The sequence below is a fragment of the Ferruginibacter paludis genome (genome assembly GCF_030409685.1).
GTDB classification, from domain to species: domain Bacteria; phylum Bacteroidota; class Bacteroidia; order Chitinophagales; family Chitinophagaceae; genus Ferruginibacter; species Ferruginibacter paludis.
In genome coordinates this window covers 254,703-273,375 of sequence record NZ_JAUFQJ010000015.1, presented here as the reverse complement: position 1 = coordinate 273,375, position 18,673 = coordinate 254,703, and the positions used below count along the sequence as shown (strand labels likewise).

Here is an 18,673-nt window from a genome sequence, read left to right as displayed (position 1 = left end):
AGGGTGAATAAGCAATAACAAAAATGAAAATTTTATTTTATCTGAGAGTGGTAGTAATGGGGGGAGCAGAAAGGTACCTGTTAACGCTATTACCAGAACTAAAAAAACGAAATATTGAGGTGGGTTTTTTTTGCACCCTTCAAGATAACAACCAGGAAATTATAAACCGCTTTGCCGAATATTACAAACAATATGATATACCTGTTTATATATGCAAAGCATCTTCACCTGTAAGTTTAAAAGCAGCCAGTTCCCTTGCCAAAGTAATAAAAAAGGGAAATTACTCAATCCTAAGTGCACACTTAATACACGCTGAAATAATTAGTTCCCTTTCCAAAATATTCTTCCACACACACTGCAAACTGGTTGTTACAAAACACGGTTATCTTCAAAAATTTATGGACGTACATGGCTTGGATTACACAAAGGTTAACAGGCTAAGCGTTAGTTATCAGGTAGAAAAGTTTTTACAATATTTTGTTGCTGACAATTTTTCGGTTTCGGTTGGCCTGGCAAATTTTTATATAAAATCCGGAATTTGCCAATCCTCAAAAATGAGTGTAATACATCATGGTCTAGAACCTGACTTTTCGATACGTTCGGACTTAAAACTAAGGCATTCCGGTAATCAGCTGTTAATTATCGGACGGTTGCGGCGCCTGAAAGGACACCACCTGCTGATTAAAGCGGTTAAATTGCTAAACACAGAAATTACTGATATAAAATTAATTATATTAGGACAAGGAGAAGAAATGCCCGTTCTTGTCAAAATGGTAAATGAGTACAATTTAAATTCCACTGTGATATTTGCAGGATATTCAGATAATGTAAGTGATTATATCAAATGCTCTGATATTGTTGTAGCTCCGTCAACTGCTGAGGCTTTTGGATTGATGGTACTGGAAGCTTACAGCTGTGCTAAGCCTGTCGTGGCTTTTAACGTAACTGCCTTTGATGAAAATATAATTGATAATGAAACTGGATGCCTTGTCGTTCCATATAGTATTGAAGAATTGGCAGCGAAAATTAAGTATCTGTTGCAAAATAAAGGTATTGCGACCCAATTCGGATTAAATGGCGCCAGGCTGTTGAAAAACAAATTTTCTTTATCAGAAGCCATTGCAAAAACAATTGTTTTTTTTGAGAAACAGTGCGTTGACTGATTATTCTATATTTTTAATTATAATAAATAAAGGTTTATTTTTTAACCATATAATCCAGATAGTTTTAGATTGGAAAGCGTTGCATTACTACTTTCATCCGCCAAAACAAGTAACTTGCGACCTGAAAATTTTACATTATTGCCCATTATGAGTAAAAATAAGATAGAAATAATTGTTACAGGAGGGGCCGGTTTCATAGGAAGTCATTTAATAGAAAAACTGTTGACTTCCAATTACTCAGTAACGGTGATCGACAATCTGGATCCGTTCTACTCTCCTGATGTAAAACTTAAAAATATTGCAGCTGTAATAAATCACCCTTCTCTGAGATTTATTGAAACAGACATATTGAATACAGAAGAGCTTTATAAAAAATTAACGGGAGAATATGAGGTAATTGTTCACCTGGCTGCAAAAGCCGGCGTACGTCCATCTCTGGAGAACCCCATTATTTACCAGGATGTGAATGTAAAGGGTACTCAAAATATGCTTGAATTTGCAAGGCACAAGAATATTAAACAGTTTGTTTTTGCCTCTTCAAGCAGTGTTTACGGTATTAATAAAAATTTCCCCTGGAAAGAATCTGATTTTGTTCTTAACCCGATCAGCCCCTATGCCAGCACTAAAATTTCCGGCGAATTGCTGGGTTCTGTCTACAGTCATTTATTTGGTATCCGTTTTATAGCACTTCGCTTTTTTACGGTTTTCGGACCAAGGCAGCGCCCCGATCTTGCTATTCATCTGTTTAGTAAGAAATTGCTTAATGGGGAGCCTATTAACTTTTTTGGCAATGGAAGTACCAGGCGGGATTACACCTATGTTGATGACACAGTACAGGGAATTTTTAATGCTATACAATACACATGGTCAAATTATGAGGTATTTAATTTAGGAAATCATCAAACCGTATCTTTGTCTGAAATGATTGCTGCTTTAGAAGAGGTATTTGATAAAAAAGCGATTTTAAACCATTTGCCCGAACAAATGGGAGATGTACCCATTACATTTGCGGATATTTCAAAAGCAGAACAGTTATTAAACTATATACCCAAGACTAACTTTAAAAAAGGTATAATAAATTTTAAAAATTGGCTTCAGACACAATAAAGAACGTTGCGATTGTATCAAATACCTCCTGGTACATATATAATTTTAGAAAAGGCCTTTTGCAAAAGTTAATCAGCGCAGGTTATAATGTTTTTGCTATTGCTCCAAAAGACAAATTTGTCAAAGAGATTGAGACCTTGGGTTGTGTTTTTATCGAATTAAAACATATTCACAATAAAGGCAAAAATCCGTTTCATGACATATCGCTTACCCTTGAACTACGTAAAATTTTTAAAGCAAACCACCTTGATTTTTGTTTTTTCTTCACTCCCAAAATAAATATTTTCGGCTCTCTCGCCGCCAAATTTACCGGAATAAAAACAGTAGCTACTATCAATGGTCTTGGTTTTGTTTTTAGTGAGGGTCAGCCCGGATGGCTTAAGTTTACGGTTGAAAAATTATATACAATTGCCTTTAAAAATTTAAAGGCAATTATTTTTCAAAATAACGATGACAAAAATTATTTCCTGCAGAATAAAATTATAGATCACCGGCAGGAGATTATTTTAGTAAAGGGATCAGGCGCAAATCTTACTGAATTTAACCAAAAAACATTTTTTAATACCGGAAACCAATTGGTTTTTTTATTATCGGCCAGGCTTATAAAAGAAAAGGGCTTATCGGAATATTTTGAAGCGGCAAAAAATCTTAAGCAGAAATATCCTGACATCACCTGTGCCTTACTGGGCCTGGAGGCAGATAATCCTTCATCGATACCCTTACAGATTGTGGAGAAGATGCATGAGCAAAAAATTATTGACTACCGGGGTGGAACGGATGACATGAGCAGTGTTTTAAATACGATAGATGTAATGGTGCTTCCTTCCTATTACAGGGAGGGCATTCCGAAAATTTTAATAGAGGCTTTAGCCAAGGGATTACCAGTAATTACAACTAATAATATTGGTTGTAAAGAAACGGTTGACAATGGTGAAAATGGCTTTTTAATTGAAATAAAAAACGCCAGCGCTTTAGAGGCAGCAATGGAAAAAATGATTTTGATGACGGCAGAAGATTTGGCCAGAATGGGTAAGCTAAGCAGGGCAAAGGCAGAATTGGAATTTGATGAAGCATATAATCATAAAGCATATATTTCAATCCTCAATTCATAATACCGTATTATATTTAAGCGGTCACATCCATTCATTCCACCACAACAAAAACATTAATATCAACCATATTTGCTGATCGTCATTAATTTTTCCTGAATAATAGTCTTCCTTAAGCTGAAGTACATAATTTTTATCCAGCACATTTTGTTTTGAGAGGTTTTCTTCAATAATCGTTTGCATTACCAGGGCCTTTAAACTTCCTTTTAACCAGCTTCTCAATGGAATTCCAAATCCCATTTTGGGCCTTTTCATCAATTCGCCCGGCAAATATTGATGGGTTAATTCTGTGAGCAAATACTTTTTGTGGCCGTTGTTATACTTCATGTCCACTGGCAATTGCGCTGCCCACTCTACCAGCCTGTGGTCCAGAAAGGGTTCACGAGCCTCCAGTCCTGTACTCATTGCGGCCCTGTCTACCTTTGCCAATATATCATCCGGCAGGTAGCTTGTAAAATCTGCTGCCAAAAGGCTATTGATAAATCCTGATTTTTCTCTGGTATGTTTTTTTTCTGAAATAACATCGTAAGCAAAATCAGGTTGTAGCAGATTTTGCAAATCTGTTTCTAAAAAAACAGTATTCAATAGGTCACCTGAAGTCGTTGAATCGCATTCGGATAAAAGCAAAGCAATCTTTTTATATTTTGTATTGATGGCTGGTACAGATCCGATCATTTTTGCAATAGTGCGTCTGATAGAAACCGGTACAATTTTTTGCACCTTGTTTATGGTTGATAGCTGGGTGTAACGGTTATAGCCGGCAAATAGTTCATCTGCACCATCCGCAGAAAGTGCGACAGTTACCTGTTGCTTTGCGAAACGGCTTAACAATACGGTGGGTATTGCAGAACTATCTCCGAAAGGTTCATCATAATAAAACGGAAGAGCCAATATTACTTCTGAAGCTGATGCTGCTGTACAAAAATGCTCATTGTGATCGGTTCCTAAATATTGAGCTATTTTTTTTGCATGATTTGCTTCATTAAATTGTTTTTCATTAAACCCGATTGTAAAGGTTTTTATTTTGTTGGCGCTGTTATTCTGCAGTATGGCAGCCAGTAAAGAGCTATCGTAACCTCCGCTTAAAAATATCCCCACCGGCACATCGCTTATCATCCGGTATTGAAATGCGGAAACGCAAAGCTTTTCCAGTTCCTGCAGGGCCTGCGTCTTATCAATAGAAAAAAAAGCTGGCTTGTTATAATAGTCCAGCACATTCCAATACTGCTTTAATTGTATTGATTTACTGGCTAAATCGATGGTTGCAAAATATCCGGGCTGAAGTTTTCGTGTATTTTTAAAAATACTATTGGGTGCTTTTATATAGCCATACTTAAAATAAAGTGTTGCCGATGCTGCATCAATTTCTTTTTTAAAACAGGGAAAGGGATGAAATGCCTTTAATTCGGAAGCAAACAAAAAATATCCATCTGCAAAATAGTAGTAAAGCGGCTTAACGCCAGGCCTGTCTCTTATTAAAAAAATCTTTTGAATACTGGCATCATAAATTACCACTGAAAACATGCCGATAAAATGGTTAATACAGTCAATTCCAAAATGCTGATAGGCTTGTAAAATTACTTCCGTATCGGAACCGGATAAAAAATGGTATCCTTTCGCCTGTAATTCAACCCGTATCTCTTTAAAGTTGTACACTTCCCCATTCAAAATAAGTATGACTGATCCGTCTATACTTTGCATGGGTTGATGAGCCCCAGGTGAAAGATCCAATATAGCCAGCCTACGGTGGCTCAACCCAACAAATGCCTCTGTCGTCTCAAAAAATGTGTCTCCGTAATCATCCGGGCCCCTGTGTTGAAGCGTATTGCAGGAACGCATAAGCTGTTCACGGGTCAGTTTTTTATTAAAGTCTACAAATCCACTTAGTCCACACATACTTTATCTTATCTTACTTTTTACTTGTTGTTTTAGCAAACTGCAATTGCTTTTAAGAAATCAATGTAAAACATCTGTTTTTAGCAGGGTAATTTAAACTTCGGCCGGCGTGTTTACAATCCAACGAAAGTATACTAAAATTCTAAAATGAAAGTTTGCACCGACATTAATAAACTGGACATGAGATTAATGAAAATTGCTGTATTAAACTAAAAGACCCCATAGAAATTACTCTGCAATGCTACCCTGGCATTCCGGCATAAGCAATCCGTATTTTATTTAATTTTTTATCCCAATTGTTTTATAAAAGCAAGCTTACTTTCTATATCTTATTTTTGCAGCTAATTTCTTTGATAAAGAGTTTAATAAAATAACCATTGAGTCAAAATTAATAACAACACTATAATTTCAAAAGATACCTGCAACCGGGTTAAGTATTTAAATCATTTATTAAAAAGCTGTGCTTAAAAAATTACTATTAACAACTTCGTTAAAAGCTAATATTGTTGCTAATTTCTCCGGCAATGGGTTTATGGCTGTCATTAACCTGCTATTTATTCCGGTTTATTTAAAATACATCGGCAGCGAAGGATATGGACTGATTGGTGTATTTGCGAGTATCCAATCAATACTGTATATTTTAGATAGTGGCTTAAGTACAACACTCAACAAAGAATTGGCTGGCTTGTCATCAGGTGTGAGTAATAAACAACGGATTGTAAATCTTGTAAAAACACTTGAAACAGTATACTGGCCCGTTGCGATATTGGTAGGTATTATTGCTTTGGCAGCATCCTGGTTTTTAGCAACAAGTTGGGTACAGGCAAAAGGTTTAAGTGAAGAAACCGTTTTACACGCCTTTTTTATTTTAAGCATTACACTTGTATTTCAGTTTCCGGTCGGCTTTTATGCGGGAGGATTGCTTGGCTTACAACGCCATTTGTTATACAATGCCGTGCGGGTGTTGTTTGCTATTGTTAAAAATATAGGCGCAGTACTTTTATTGATGTATTATTCAAATTCAGTTATAGTTTTTTTTACCTGGAATTTTATAATAACAGTTTTGACAGTTTTATGCTATCGCTTTTTATTACGCGGGCTTATAGCTGGTGATTCATTTAAGGCAAAATTTGATTTGGGTGAACTAAAACGGGTGGCTAAATTTTCCGGAGGGATGGCTGCCATTTCTTTGTCAGCCATATTAATGTTGCAGGCAGATAAGGTAGTACTAAGCAAAACAATTTTGCTTGCTGATTTTGGATATTACACTATAGCTGTTACATTAGGCATGGCTGTTTTACAAATTGTTAATCCTGTCGCCCAGTCCTTCTTTCCTAAGTTCTCTTACCTGGCGGCGTTAAATAAACAAGATCAGCTAAAGGAAACCTATCACTCATGTTGCCAGCTCGTTAGCATTATCATATTTCCAGCTTCACTGGTAATAATTTTCTTTACTAAGGAAGTGTTATTGTTATGGACACATAATGCCACAACTGTTGAGAATACCTGGTACGTTGCACGGTTATTCTCAATTGGCACCGCAATAAACGCTGTGGCAAGTATTTTATTCTCCTTCACCTTTGCACTAAACTGGACGAAGTTTGCTGTATATATCAGCATTTACTACGCCATTATAATAACACCTTCTATTGCAATTATTACCTGGCTTTATGGAACTACAGGCGCTGGATATTGCTGGATAGTATTCAATGTGATAAACCTTGTTTTTGTACCTTATGTAATACATAAAAAATTTCTTAAAGGAGATCTTTTTCCATGGTTTTGGAATGATACTTTTAAGCCATTTATCAGTTGTCTTATATTTATTTTATTAATTCATACTCTAATCCCGATCAGCCAATTTACGCCTACGGAAATATTTATTTTTTTAATTTTAACGGGAATAATGTCTGTTGTGATATCAACTATTTTTTCTGGTAAAATAAAAAGAGACCTTATTAAGCTATTAACAAAAAAATAATGTATTAAAAATAAATTAGTTGTTACTAAATGATGGTTGGATAAAAGACGGTAAATATCAACAATAATAAAGAAGTTATCTCTTTATAACCTTAAAATAAAACACATTTTGCACCCATCAAATAATTACACTGATTTGTTTCTTTCTTCAGAAAAAAAATAATCGATAACCTATTAAAACTATCAGTGGCATATGAACAAAATATACCTGCCGGGCTTAAATGGAATAAGGGCTATCGCTGCTTTAATCGTTGTAATATCTCACATTACTCAGTTGTTTAAAGCACATCTTAATTTTTCATTTCCCGTTTATTTGGGCGGAGGCCTTGCCGTTACTTTGTTTTTTGTATTAAGTGGATACCTTATAACTTATCTGCTGATTCTGGAAAAAGAAAAATTCAATACAATTGACTTAAAGGCATTTTATCTCAGAAGAATTTTAAGGATATGGCCATTGTACTATATAATGATTATCGCATCGATCTGTGTAATGTTTTTTTTATACCAGCAAAATTTACTGAGCAAAAATCAAAACAATCTTAACGCTGTAGTTTTGTTTGTATTTTTCGCCGGCAATATTGCCGAATCCATTTATCAATTAGCATTTACTCCTATTGGTGTTCTCTGGTCGGTAGCAGTTGAGGAGCAATTTTATTTGTTTTGGCCTTTATTGCTCAAATTTTGTAAACCAGGCATCAATGTATTTTTTACATTTCTATTGGCGTTTTCGATACTCAAAATTATTATCCGCGTTTTTCTTTCTAACACCTTTCTTTCGTCACTTATTTCCCTAACCCGTTTAGACTGCATGGCAATAGGTGCACTAGGGGCATGTTTTGTACTGGATGCCAAACTATTTAATAAATATGTACGCCGTTATGTTTTTAGTAAACAAGTCCAGGTATTGTCGTGGGCAATTGCTATAATAGGTTTTGCAACATTAAAGATGCCATTAAGTATTTTTAGTGATGATTTTTATGCATTATTTTTTGTGATCATTATTATTAACATTTCTCAAAATAAAAATACACTCATAAATTTAGAGACAAAAATATTAAATTTTCTTGGGCGTATTTCCTATGGCATCTATATGTATCACGTATTGGTAATTTTTGTATTTCAGAAAATCGTGTATTTTCCGGCTGATAATATTTTTTATTACTTTTCTAATCTAAGTATTATTCTTATTCTAACTATTATAGTGGCTTACATATCTAATAAGTATATAGAAAACTATTTTTTAAGAAAGAAAATGGTGTTGGCGAGGATTAAGAGCAGCAACGGTGAATAAATAAATAATAAAAAGGCGTCTATAAATAGCTTATGAATAAATTATATCTGCCTGGTTTAAATGGAATGCGGGCTATTGCTGCCATAATTGTAGTTATTGCACATTTTACCCAAATATTTGGTGCTGATTTTGGATTTTCCTTTTCGTTATATAATGAAGGGGGATTAGCGGTAACATTATTTTTTACACTGAGTGGATATTTAATTACATATCTGTTACTGCTGGAAAAAGATAAGTTTGGAACAATATCTTTGAAATCTTTTTATTTAAGAAGAATTTTAAGAATCTGGCCCCTGTATTACCTGATAATTATTCTCGGCATTGCAATCATGTATTTGTTGTATAATCAAAATTTACTGAATAGTTCAGATGGCAGTCTTACTGAGATTTTTTTATACATATTTTTTGCAGGTAATATTGTTGGTGCTGTACACCCTTCGCCAATTCATGATAACTACCCAATACTTGTGATACTTTGGTCTTTGGGTGTGGAAGAACAATTCTATTTGTTTTGGCCTCTTCTATTAAAGGTTTTTAAAACCCCTATAAAAATATTTTTGTTTTTTTTAGCAGGGTTTGCAATTATAAAAATTGTTATCCGTCTTTTTTTTGTTGACACTATCCTTTCCCCTTTTATTAGTCAGACCCGCCTGGATTGTATGGCCATTGGGGCGATTGGAGCTTATCTTGTTTTGGATAAGACCCTGTATAAAAATTACGTTCTCCCTTTTTTATTTAACAAGTTTGTCCAAATATTTGCATGGATTGTTTTTGCAATTGGATTTACGATATGGTTAAAACCGTTCAGCATTTTTACAGAAGACTTTTATTCCATATTTTTTACCATACTTCTCATCAACGTATCTAAAAATGGAAATACTATCATCACGCTTGAGTCGAAACTATTTAACTTTCTGGGCCGGATTTCTTATGGCATTTACATGTATCATGTTTCCGTTATGTTTGTTCTGGCTAAGTTTATTTATAAGCCACAGGATACTATTTTCTATTATTTTCTATATTTAACTATTGTGATACTTTTAACCGTGATGGCTGCTTATTTATCTAATCAGTATATAGAGTCCTATTTTCTGAAAAAGAAAAATTCAATGTCAAAAATTAAAACAACGAATTAGTTTTATGATTGTGGTTGAACTGCAAGGCGGCCTGGGGAATCAAATGTTTCAATACGCATTGGGAAGGCATCTTGCTGTTTTAAATAACGCAAAGTTGCATGTAGATACGCATTATTTAAATGCCCGCAGGCCGAGAAAAAATTTCACTTTCAGAACACTTGATTTAGACATTTTTAATATCGAAATTAATGTGGCCCCTGTCCCGGTTTCAAAAAAATATGGGTCGCACAAAAGTATCTTTACCAAAATCATTAACCGTTGTATTCAACCAAAACCGCTTAGGCTTATTGCAGAAAAAGAGTTTAATTTCAACCCTTCTGTATTAAGTCTTTCAGACAATGTATATCTTACCGGCTATTGGCAAAGTGAATATTATTTTACAGGTATAGAACAAATTATAAGAAAAGATTTTGTTTTAAAATTGCCTTTACCTGAACACATACAAAATTTACGGGCGGAAATAGAAACTGCAAACGCGGTTTGCCTGCATGTGCGCAGGGGCGATTTTGTAAACACTACGATGCACGGCACTTTGGGAATGGAATATTACAGCGAGGCTGTGAGGCTGATTAAAGAAAAAATTTTGAACCCTGTTTTTTATATCTTTTCAGACGACATTAACTGGTGTAAAAAAAATATTGTGACACAAGGTACCGCAGTTTATGTAGACGACGAATTTGCCGCTGAAAAAGCAAGGGGTCATTTTTCGTTGATGACTGCGTGTAAGCACTTTATTATACCCAACAGTAGTTTTGGCTGGTGGGCTGCATGGCTTGGCAGCTATAATGATAAAATTGTTATTGCTCCAAAAATATGGTTTCATAACAGTAAATGGGATACAAAAGATATAGTACCAAAAAATTGGATCAAAATATGACGAACCCATTTTTTTCGATCGTAATTCCCACTTATAACCGGGCGCATTTAATAGGTAAAACTATTAACAGCGTTTTACAACAACGTTATACCAACTTCGAGATAATAATTGTGGATGATGGCAGCACCGATGACACGAAAAATGCAATAAAATCTTTTTTAAGTGAGCGGGTAACCTATTTTAAAAAAGACAACGCTGAAAGATCTGCGGCCAGAAACTTTGGAACGGGTAAGGCGAAAGGTGATTACATTTCCTGGTTTGATTCTGATGATTTAATGCTGCCCAATCATTTGGAAGAGGCTGTAAAAATGATACAGCGAAACAATCAGCCGGAAATATTCGCCCTTTCTTTTACAATAGCTACTCCGGAACTAAAAACGGTGAGAGAAGTTATATTACCTGCGACTTTCTGCAACGCTATTTTGTATAAACAAAACATCCTGGCATGTAATCCTGTTTTTGTAAGAAAAGATATAGCCCTGCACTTTCCCTTTAATGAAACAAGGTCGCTTTCCGCTTCTGAAGATTATGAATTGTGGTTAAGAATGGCAGCAAAGTTTACAATTTATACCTCGCAACAACCTACTTCTATTCTGATAGAACATACCGAACGCAGTGTAAATGTCGCAGCCTCCGGCGAAAAAATTGTGACCCGTTTTGAGACTTTTTTAAAAATCGTTTTAGCAAACAATTCTGTTGTAAGTTTTTTAAACCATAAAAAGGCTGACTTCACAGCAAGAATATATTTATTGATTGCCACCACGCTTGCTGTAAATAGTTTAAAAAAAGACGCTTCTAAATATTTTTTAAAATCCTTGTCTACCTGCCCCCTTATTATTTTACAACGCCAGTTTTATGTATTTTTAAAAGTGATGCTGTTAAAGAAATAATGTTGTTTGTCCCAGGTGTATCAATACTAATTTTTTGTTCTGACAAAGCTGTACAAATAACTTCTGATATAAATAAACCCTGCTTTAGCAAGCCAATTAAGTGTTTGCCATTTGCTGTATCCTTTTAATTTAGCAAGGAAGGATAACTGTGCATAAATCCGTAAATTGTTGAAATGCTTTTTTAGGTTCAGGCTTTTGCTGATGTTGCCGGAGTGCTGATACCAAACGCCGGAAATGTTTTTACTTACTATCACATCTTTATTGCTGTTATTGATACACAATTGCAGTAAAGAAAATATATCGGATGAAATTACATCTCTTGAATAAAAATCACTGGCCATCGCTGAGGTCCGGTGATAAAGTGTTGACATGTGAGAAAAATAATTCCGCTTAAAATAATTTAAAAAAAAATCTCCCGCAGTGATAACAGCTTCGCCGGATTTTATATTTGGTTCATTTAGTTTTTCAAACCGGTCACTTTTTATAATATTTACGCCCTGATAAAACAAGGTTTTATCAAAACCATTCTTTTTTATGGCCTGCATTACCTGCGAAATATACTGATCATTTGTAAAGTAATCATCGGCATCCAGGTTGATCACCCAGTCTGCTTTCGCATATTCATACAGGCATTTTCTGTAGTTGGCAACCCTGCCTAAATTGACTCCATTTCTTTTATACGTTATAGAAGGCTTACCTAAAAAATTCGCTATTATGGCAGCTGTAGAATCAGTTGAATTGTCATCAGCAATGATGATCTCAATATTGCTGTAATCCTGCCGCAGGGCGCTTTCAATAGCTTTCGCAATAAAACGCTCCTGGTTGTAAACCGGAATCATTATACAAACAGAAGGGTTTTCACTCATAAAATACCTACAATTTTACAAGTATAAATTGAATCTCGTAGCACGATATGTTATTGCTCCAGCTATCCTCATACCACTCCTTCATAAAAGTGCTAGCATTAAATATGAGCTGGCATAATTTCCGGAATGGCCGGTTAATTATCCAGGGAGATTTAAAATGCAAAAATACTTTCTGCAATTGCAGCCCGGTATGTACATTATAATCGGGCACTTTTCTTTTTAGCAAATTATCTTTTACCAGGTAAGAAAATGAGTACAGGCCGAAAAATTTTTGATGCGTATAATCAGAATAAAAATAAGCATTGGAAAAATGAGGAACTATCACTTCGATAAAACCAGTTGGTTTTAAAACACGGTTTAATTCTACCAATAAGCCGGGTACGTCTGCCAGGTGTTCAAAAAAATGCGAGGCGTGTATTTCATCGGCGCAATTATCAGGAAAAGACTGTAGTATTTCATAAACATCCCCTACAATATCAACGGCATCTTTATCCAGCATATCTATTCCTATCCAATGAGGCTCTTTTTTAAATGCACCACATCCCAAATCAAGAATCACCGGCTGAAGCATTGATAGCCTGGAAATGATATTTTTTTTGTCTGTCATCATACGAAAAGCAAATCTGCCTTAACGACAAAAGTAATTTTTTTAAGTCGTTGCAGCATTAAAAAAGGCCTGATCGCCTGGCATACTATAATTTAATTTTATATCCATAAAATTTTCGGCTATACATTTACAATCCAAAAAATGCGATAGCTTTTTTAAATCGTACTATTTTTTACCTGATTTTTTATTTAAACTGGCCAATAAGGTTTATTAAAGGGGATTTGTAAACATGCAAAAAAAGAAAGTGGCTATTTTGATCAATGCGCTCGAAGTGGCAGGGGCTGAGAAAGTGGTGGCGCAAATCATCAACTCATTTTATAAAGAATTTGACCTTCATCTGATCTTACTGAACAATACCATTGAATTTGAATTGCCGGTGAATGACATCACCATCAAGACAATTGACAATTCCAATCTTAAAAAAAGAAAAAGTGCCAAAGATGTTTTAAAAATTCCACTGCTGGCGTTTCGTTTAAAAAAATATCTGCAACAGGAAAATATCAACATTTGTTTTTCCGCTTTAAACAGGTCAAATTATATCAATTGTTTTTTGAGGATATTAAACTGGAAAGGAGCTATTTTAATCAGCGAACGATCCCACACTTCTTCCGCTTACAATCCACATACAATAGCCGGCAAAACAGGCAGGCTGCTTGTAAAAAAACTGTATCCCTTTGCCAATGTGATTGTACCCAATTCTGCCGGCATTCAGCATGATCTAACCACCAATTTTCATTTAACAAATTCGTTTACGGTAATTCATAACCCGGTTAATATAACCATGCAGCAAAAAGATATGGCGGAATCTGTGGACGATGTTGATTTCAGCAGCTTTACCTTTTCGCACGTAGCCAGGATAGAAAAAGGAAAAAATCATGAACTGGTGCTGGCTGCCGTACAAAAAATAAAACAACGGGATTTTAAAGTACTGCTGATTGGCCAGGGGCCGGAGGAAGAACATATTAAACTCCTGTCGCACAAAATGGGTATCAGTGATAAAATCGTTTTTTTAGGTTACCGCAGAAATGTAGTTAAATATGTGGCCCGCTCGCAGTGCCATTTATTAACTTCCGATTCTGAAGGCTTTCCGAACGCATTGCTGGAGGCACTAACCTGCGGCACACCGGTAATAAGTACCGATTGCCCCACCGGTCCGCGGGAATTGCTGGATTGTGCTTTCACACCAACCAAACATAGTACCGGTATTGAAAAAGCAACTTTCGGATTGTTAATTCCTGTAAATGACGCGGCGGCACTTGCGGATGCTATGCTTGCCATGATAGATGATGCTAATTTGCGGAATGAATATGCTGCCGCGGGAATAAGAAGAGCAAAAGATTTTGATTTGTCGATTATTATGAAACAATTCGCTGACCTGCTGCACCAGTTTTAGCGCCGTCGCCAGCCTTAACTTCTGTTAAAAATCCCGGCAAATTTGTTGACACATTAACCCTGATGACTGTTTTAATATTTCCTCCGTTACCTTTGCCGCCATGCATTACGCTTCAATAGAAAATATTAGTAAATCTTTCGGGATAAGAACCCTTTTTAAAAACATCACTTTAAACATAGAGGAAGGCGATAAAATAGCCCTGGTGGCCCGCAATGGCAGTGGCAAAAGTACCCTGCTTAAAATTATTACCGGCCTGGATACGCCCGATACCGGTACGGTGTGGGTGCATAAAGACATTAAAGTAGTCATGCTGCAGCAGGACAATGATTTTGACGGCAACAAAACCATTTGGGATAATGTGTTGCGACTGGATAACCCGGTGGTGAAAGTGGTGAAAGAATACGAGCAGTTTTTAGAGGATGGGCTGGAAGACATTGATAAACTGGGCGAGTTGATGGCACGCCTGGATGACCTGAATGCCTGGAGTTTTGAGAGCGATCTGAAGCAGATTCTCGGTAAATTAAACCTGCACCACCTGAGTGAAAAAGTGGGCAACTTAAGTGGCGGACAAAAGAAAAGAGTGGCCCTGGCGCAAGCTTTGATTGAAGCTGATTTGCATGCCGGCCGCTGCCTTCTGATACTGGATGAACCTACGAATCACCTGGATGTGGATATGATTGAGTGGCTGGAGGACTACCTGGCCGCAGCAAAAGTTACCATGCTGCTGGTTACGCATGACCGCTATTTTTTAGATGCTGTTAGCAATGAAATTGTTGAAATAGACGAAGAAAAAGTGTTTGTGTACAAGGGTGATTACGATAACTTTTTGGAGCAAAAAAGTATGCGCCTGGAAGTACAGCAAAGCGAGTTGCAGAAGGACAAAAATATTTTCAGAAAAGAACTGGAATGGATGCGCAAGCAGCCCAAGGCCCGCACCACCAAAAGTAAAAGCAGGCAGGATGCATTTACGGAAGTAGAAGACAGGGTGAAGCTGAAAAAAGATGTGGAAGAAGTAAGTCTGCAGGTGAAAATGACAAGGCTTGGCGGAAAGATATTGGAGCTGATTAAAGTGCACAAAAGTTATGGCGACCTCCAGATTATGAAGGGGTTTGATTATACTTTTAAACGCGGCGAACGCATTGGTGTGGTAGGTAAAAATGGCGTGGGTAAATCTACTTTTTTAAAGATTGCCCTGCAGCAGGAAAAACCGGATAGCGGAAAAATAAATCATGGAGATACGGTGGTGTTTGGCAACTTTAGCCAGGATGGATTGATTTATAAAGAAGATAAAAGAGCCATTGAGTATGTAAAAGATATGGCGGAATATTTTCCTTTGAACGATGGCACAAAAATAAGTGCCAGCCAGTTTATGGAGAAGTTTGGCTTTTCTGCGGAGCAACAATTTACGCCTTTAAGTAAACTGAGCGGCGGCGAAAAACGAAGGTTGCATTTAATGAGTGTGTTGTTTTTAAACCCCAATTTTTTGGTGCTGGATGAGCCGACGAACGACCTTGATTTGCAGACATTGCGTACGCTGGAAGAATTTTTAATGGAATATCCCGGCTGTATTCTTATTGTAAGTCATGACCGGTATTTTATGGACCGTATGGTGGATCACTTATTTGCTTTTGAAGGTAACGGTGTTATCAGGGACTACCCGGGTAACTATACCCAATACCGGGAAGCTGTTTCCAATGGCAGTTTAACCGATGACAGGCAACTGATAAAACAAGAAACCAAAGCACCGGAAGCAGCACCAGCAGCACCTTCCAGCACACCTACTCAAAAATTATCTTTCAAAGAAAAAAGAGAACTGGAACTGCTGGAAAAAGAAATGCCCGAACTGCAAAAAGAAAAAGCCGCCCTTGAAACGAAAATGAATGAAGGCAATTTAGGTTTTGATGAATTACAAAAAGCTGCTGAACGGATTGGCGTAATCGTACAACTGCTGGATGAAAAAGAAATGCGCTGGCTGGAGTTGAGTGAAAAGAATTAGTTACCTTTCTGCTGAATGAAACCGCCTGTAATGAACCAACGCTTTTACTCCCTGGATGTTTTTCGTGGGGCCACGGTAGCTTTAATGATACTCGTAAATAACCCTGGCAGCTGGGCGCATATTTATACGCCGCTGGAGCATGCACCCTGGCATGGTGTTACACCGACAGACCTGGTATTTCCGTTTTTTTTATTTGCCGTTGGTAATGCCATGGCTTTTGTTTTACCCAAGTTGGAAGCTGCAGGCGAATCTGTTTTCTGGAAAAAAGTTATGAAGCGATCACTCCTCATTTTTTTAATCGGGCTATTCTTAAACTGGTTTCCATTTATTAAATGGGACAATGACCAACTGGTTGCCAAGCCATGGGCCTATATTACAAGTGATGGCAAAGCTTCTGGCATACGTATATTTGGTGTTTTGCAACGCATAGCGCTGTGCTACTTTTTTGCATCTGTTATTGCTCATTTTGGAAAACAAAAAGGCGCATTTGTTGCAGGTGCTTTTTTATTGCTGGCCTACTGGTTTGTATGCATTGCAGCAAACCCTGCCGATCCATTTAGCTTTGCAGGTTGGTTTGGAACTAAGATAGATCTGGCCTTACTTGGAGAAGCGCATATTTACAAAGGCGAAGGCTCATCGTTTGATCCGGAAGGCTTAATGAGTACCGCAGGCGCTGTTGTACAGGTGATTTTTGGTTACCTCGCCGGCAGTTATATCGTACAAAAAGGCAAAACGGCCGAAATGGTCAACGGTTTATTTGTGGCCGGCTGCGTACTGCTTTTTACAGGTTATTGCTGGAATATGGTTTTCCCTATCAACAAAAAAATATGGACCAGCAGTTATACAGTTTATACAACAGGCCTGGCCTTACTCATTCTTGCCCTGATGATTTATGTTATTGAATTTAAAGAATGGCGTGGCAGGTGGAGCCGGTTTTTTGATGTGTTTGGAAAAAACGCCCTTTTTATTTTTGCAATGAGTGCTATTTTACCAAGGCTGCTGGCTTTGATACGCATACCGGCCGGTGTTGGGTTAGACGGTAAGCCCACTTATTTTACGCCATTCGCCTGGTTTTATGAACATGTATGTAAACCAATATTGCCTGCCGAACCAAGAGCAGGCTCATTAATTTATGCACTTTGTTTTATAACAATGATGTGGAGTTTTGCCTGGCTGCTGGATAAGAAGAAAATCTACATTAAGGTGTAACCGCAATTTGTTTGGTACCATCACCTGTGGATACAATATAAGCCTCCGCATCAATATTAAATTTTTGATGATAGGCTTTGCTGGCTGTTTCAATAAAATGGTTGATGGCTTCGTCTTTTACAATGTTAATGGTACAGCCGCCAAAGCCGCCACCCATTAGTCTTCCGCCAATTACGCCGCTTTCCTGCTTTGCCAGCTCCACCAAAAAATCAAGCTCCGGGCAACTTACTTCATACAGCTTACTAAGGCCTTCATGTGTGGCATACATTAGTTTTCCGAAAGAAACCAAATCATCCTGCTTCAATACAGTTGACGCTTTTTTTGCACGGGCAATTTCTTCTACCACATACTTGCAGCAATTAAAAACTTTCTCCTCCATTTTATCCTTAAAAGGCATCAAAGCCTCCACATCTTTTATATCTCTAAAAGATTGAATACCCAAACCACTTTTTAAAACGGCCATTCCTGCTTCACAACGCTGTCTGCGGATATTATACTCGCCGGAGGCAAGCGTATGATGCACTTTGCTGTTGATTAAAACAATTTTGCAGCCCTGCAAACGCAACGGAAAATATTGATGTTCGACCGTTTTGCAGTCCAGCATAATCACTTCGTCCTTGCGGCCCATCATGTTGGCGTACTGATCCATAATACCGCAATTAACATGCGGATAATTGTGTTCGGCCCGCTGGCAAAGTAAAGCCAATTCTACCCTGTTCATTTTTGTGTTCAGCATTTCATTCAATGCAAATGCAAGCCCACCCTCAACTGCAGCAGACGAACTCATACCGGAACCTCTTGGTATATCACCTGCAAAAACACAGTCAAACCCTTTTACAGCAACACCCAGTAATACAAATTCATTTACTACACTCAGCACATAATTCTGCCAGTTACTCATTTTTTTGATATCCATCACAGCAACAGACAGGCGCTCATCAAAATCAATGGCAATAAAATTCAGGTTGTCGCTGTTGTTTGGAGCAACGGCATAGTACACGCCTTTGTCAATTGCGGCAGGCAATACGAAGCCGTCATTGTAATCCACATGTTCACCAATTAAATTAATGCGGCCGGGAGAAAAATAGAGGGTTGGTTCGAATGTAAAGCTTTCCCTGAAGCGGTTTAATACAGTAACGGCAATTGAATTCAT

Annotated in this window: 15 protein-coding genes; 11 read left to right on the top strand and 4 right to left on the bottom strand. The window is 37.1% G+C overall.

Annotated features, from left to right (window positions below; translation table 11 throughout):
* Positions 1–23: 23 nt before the first annotated feature.
* The 3 genes from QWZ08_RS21985 to QWZ08_RS21975 all read left to right on the top strand — a co-directional run bounded on the left by QWZ08_RS21985 (position 24) and on the right by QWZ08_RS21975 (position 3,382).
* A complete protein-coding gene (locus QWZ08_RS21985) occupies positions 24–1,163 on the top strand; it encodes a glycosyltransferase family 4 protein (protein ID WP_290339733.1) in 1,140 nt (379 codons plus the stop codon).
* A gap of 147 nt (positions 1,164–1,310) precedes the next feature.
* On the top strand, positions 1,311–2,270 hold the full coding sequence (locus QWZ08_RS21980; RefSeq protein ID WP_290339732.1) for an NAD-dependent epimerase/dehydratase family protein: 960 nt from the start codon (positions 1,311–1,313) through the stop codon (positions 2,268–2,270).
* Positions 2,252–3,382, top strand: a complete 1,131-nt coding sequence (locus tag QWZ08_RS21975; protein ID WP_290339731.1) for a glycosyltransferase family 4 protein — start codon at positions 2,252–2,254, stop codon at positions 3,380–3,382. Before QWZ08_RS21980 ends, QWZ08_RS21975 begins: the two co-directional genes overlap by 19 nt.
* Before the next feature lie 21 nt (positions 3,383–3,403).
* Here the strand turns inward: QWZ08_RS21975 and asnB are convergent, their stop codons facing one another.
* Positions 3,404–5,275 (bottom strand): asparagine synthase (glutamine-hydrolyzing), encoded by a 1,872-nt coding sequence (gene asnB / locus QWZ08_RS21970; protein ID WP_290339729.1) that lies wholly within the window; start codon positions 5,273–5,275, stop codon positions 3,404–3,406.
* Between the two features lie 460 nt (positions 5,276–5,735).
* Between asnB and QWZ08_RS21965 the strand changes: the two genes are divergently transcribed.
* From QWZ08_RS21965 to QWZ08_RS21945, 5 genes are all read left to right on the top strand, one after another.
* Positions 5,736–7,256 carry a lipopolysaccharide biosynthesis protein gene (locus QWZ08_RS21965; protein WP_290339728.1) on the top strand — a complete coding sequence of 507 codons (1,521 nt, stop codon included), beginning with the start codon at positions 5,736–5,738 and terminating at the stop codon, positions 7,254–7,256.
* Positions 7,257–7,448: 192 nt separating this feature from the next.
* Positions 7,449–8,546 carry an acyltransferase family protein gene (locus QWZ08_RS21960; protein ID WP_290339727.1) on the top strand — a complete coding sequence of 366 codons (1,098 nt, stop codon included), beginning with the start codon at positions 7,449–7,451 and terminating at the stop codon, positions 8,544–8,546.
* A 32-nt stretch (positions 8,547–8,578) separates the two neighbouring features.
* Positions 8,579–9,682 (top strand): acyltransferase family protein, encoded by a 1,104-nt coding sequence (locus QWZ08_RS21955; RefSeq protein ID WP_290339726.1) that lies wholly within the window; start codon positions 8,579–8,581, stop codon positions 9,680–9,682.
* 4 nt (positions 9,683–9,686) lie between these two features.
* A complete protein-coding gene (locus tag QWZ08_RS21950; RefSeq protein WP_290339725.1) occupies positions 9,687–10,559 on the top strand; it encodes an alpha-1,2-fucosyltransferase in 873 nt (290 codons plus the stop codon).
* Positions 10,556–11,449 carry a glycosyltransferase family 2 protein gene (locus tag QWZ08_RS21945; RefSeq protein WP_290339724.1) on the top strand — a complete coding sequence of 298 codons (894 nt, stop codon included), beginning with the start codon at positions 10,556–10,558 and terminating at the stop codon, positions 11,447–11,449. The genes QWZ08_RS21950 and QWZ08_RS21945 overlap by 4 nt, the downstream gene beginning before the upstream one ends.
* Positions 11,450–11,475: 26 nt before the next feature.
* Here the strand turns inward: QWZ08_RS21945 and QWZ08_RS21940 are convergent, their stop codons facing one another.
* Together QWZ08_RS21940 and QWZ08_RS21935 are read right to left on the bottom strand one after the other, a co-directional pair.
* A complete protein-coding gene (locus QWZ08_RS21940) occupies positions 11,476–12,315 on the bottom strand; it encodes a glycosyltransferase family 2 protein (RefSeq protein WP_290339723.1) in 840 nt (279 codons plus the stop codon).
* 7 nt (positions 12,316–12,322) lie between these two features.
* Entirely contained in the window at positions 12,323–12,925 is a 603-nt protein-coding gene (locus QWZ08_RS21935) for a class I SAM-dependent methyltransferase (RefSeq protein WP_290339722.1), read from the bottom strand.
* Positions 12,926–13,151: 226 nt separating this feature from the next.
* On the opposite strand from QWZ08_RS21935, the gene QWZ08_RS21930 reads away from it, so the two are divergent.
* From QWZ08_RS21930 to QWZ08_RS21920, 3 genes are all read left to right on the top strand, one after another.
* Positions 13,152–14,315, top strand: a complete 1,164-nt coding sequence (locus QWZ08_RS21930) for a glycosyltransferase (RefSeq protein ID WP_290339721.1) — start codon at positions 13,152–13,154, stop codon at positions 14,313–14,315.
* A gap of 100 nt (positions 14,316–14,415) precedes the next feature.
* Complete coding sequence (locus QWZ08_RS21925) at positions 14,416–16,311, top strand: ABC-F family ATP-binding cassette domain-containing protein (RefSeq protein WP_290339720.1); 1,896 nt, start codon at positions 14,416–14,418, stop codon at positions 16,309–16,311.
* 30 nt (positions 16,312–16,341) lie between these two features.
* Positions 16,342–17,520 (top strand): acyltransferase family protein, encoded by a 1,179-nt coding sequence (locus tag QWZ08_RS21920; protein WP_290339718.1) that lies wholly within the window; start codon positions 16,342–16,344, stop codon positions 17,518–17,520.
* Here the strand turns inward: QWZ08_RS21920 and galK are convergent.
* A complete protein-coding gene (galK, locus tag QWZ08_RS21915) occupies positions 17,510–18,673 on the bottom strand; it encodes a galactokinase (protein ID WP_290339717.1) in 1,164 nt (387 codons plus the stop codon). The two genes, QWZ08_RS21920 and galK, sit on opposite strands and share 11 nt — an antisense overlap.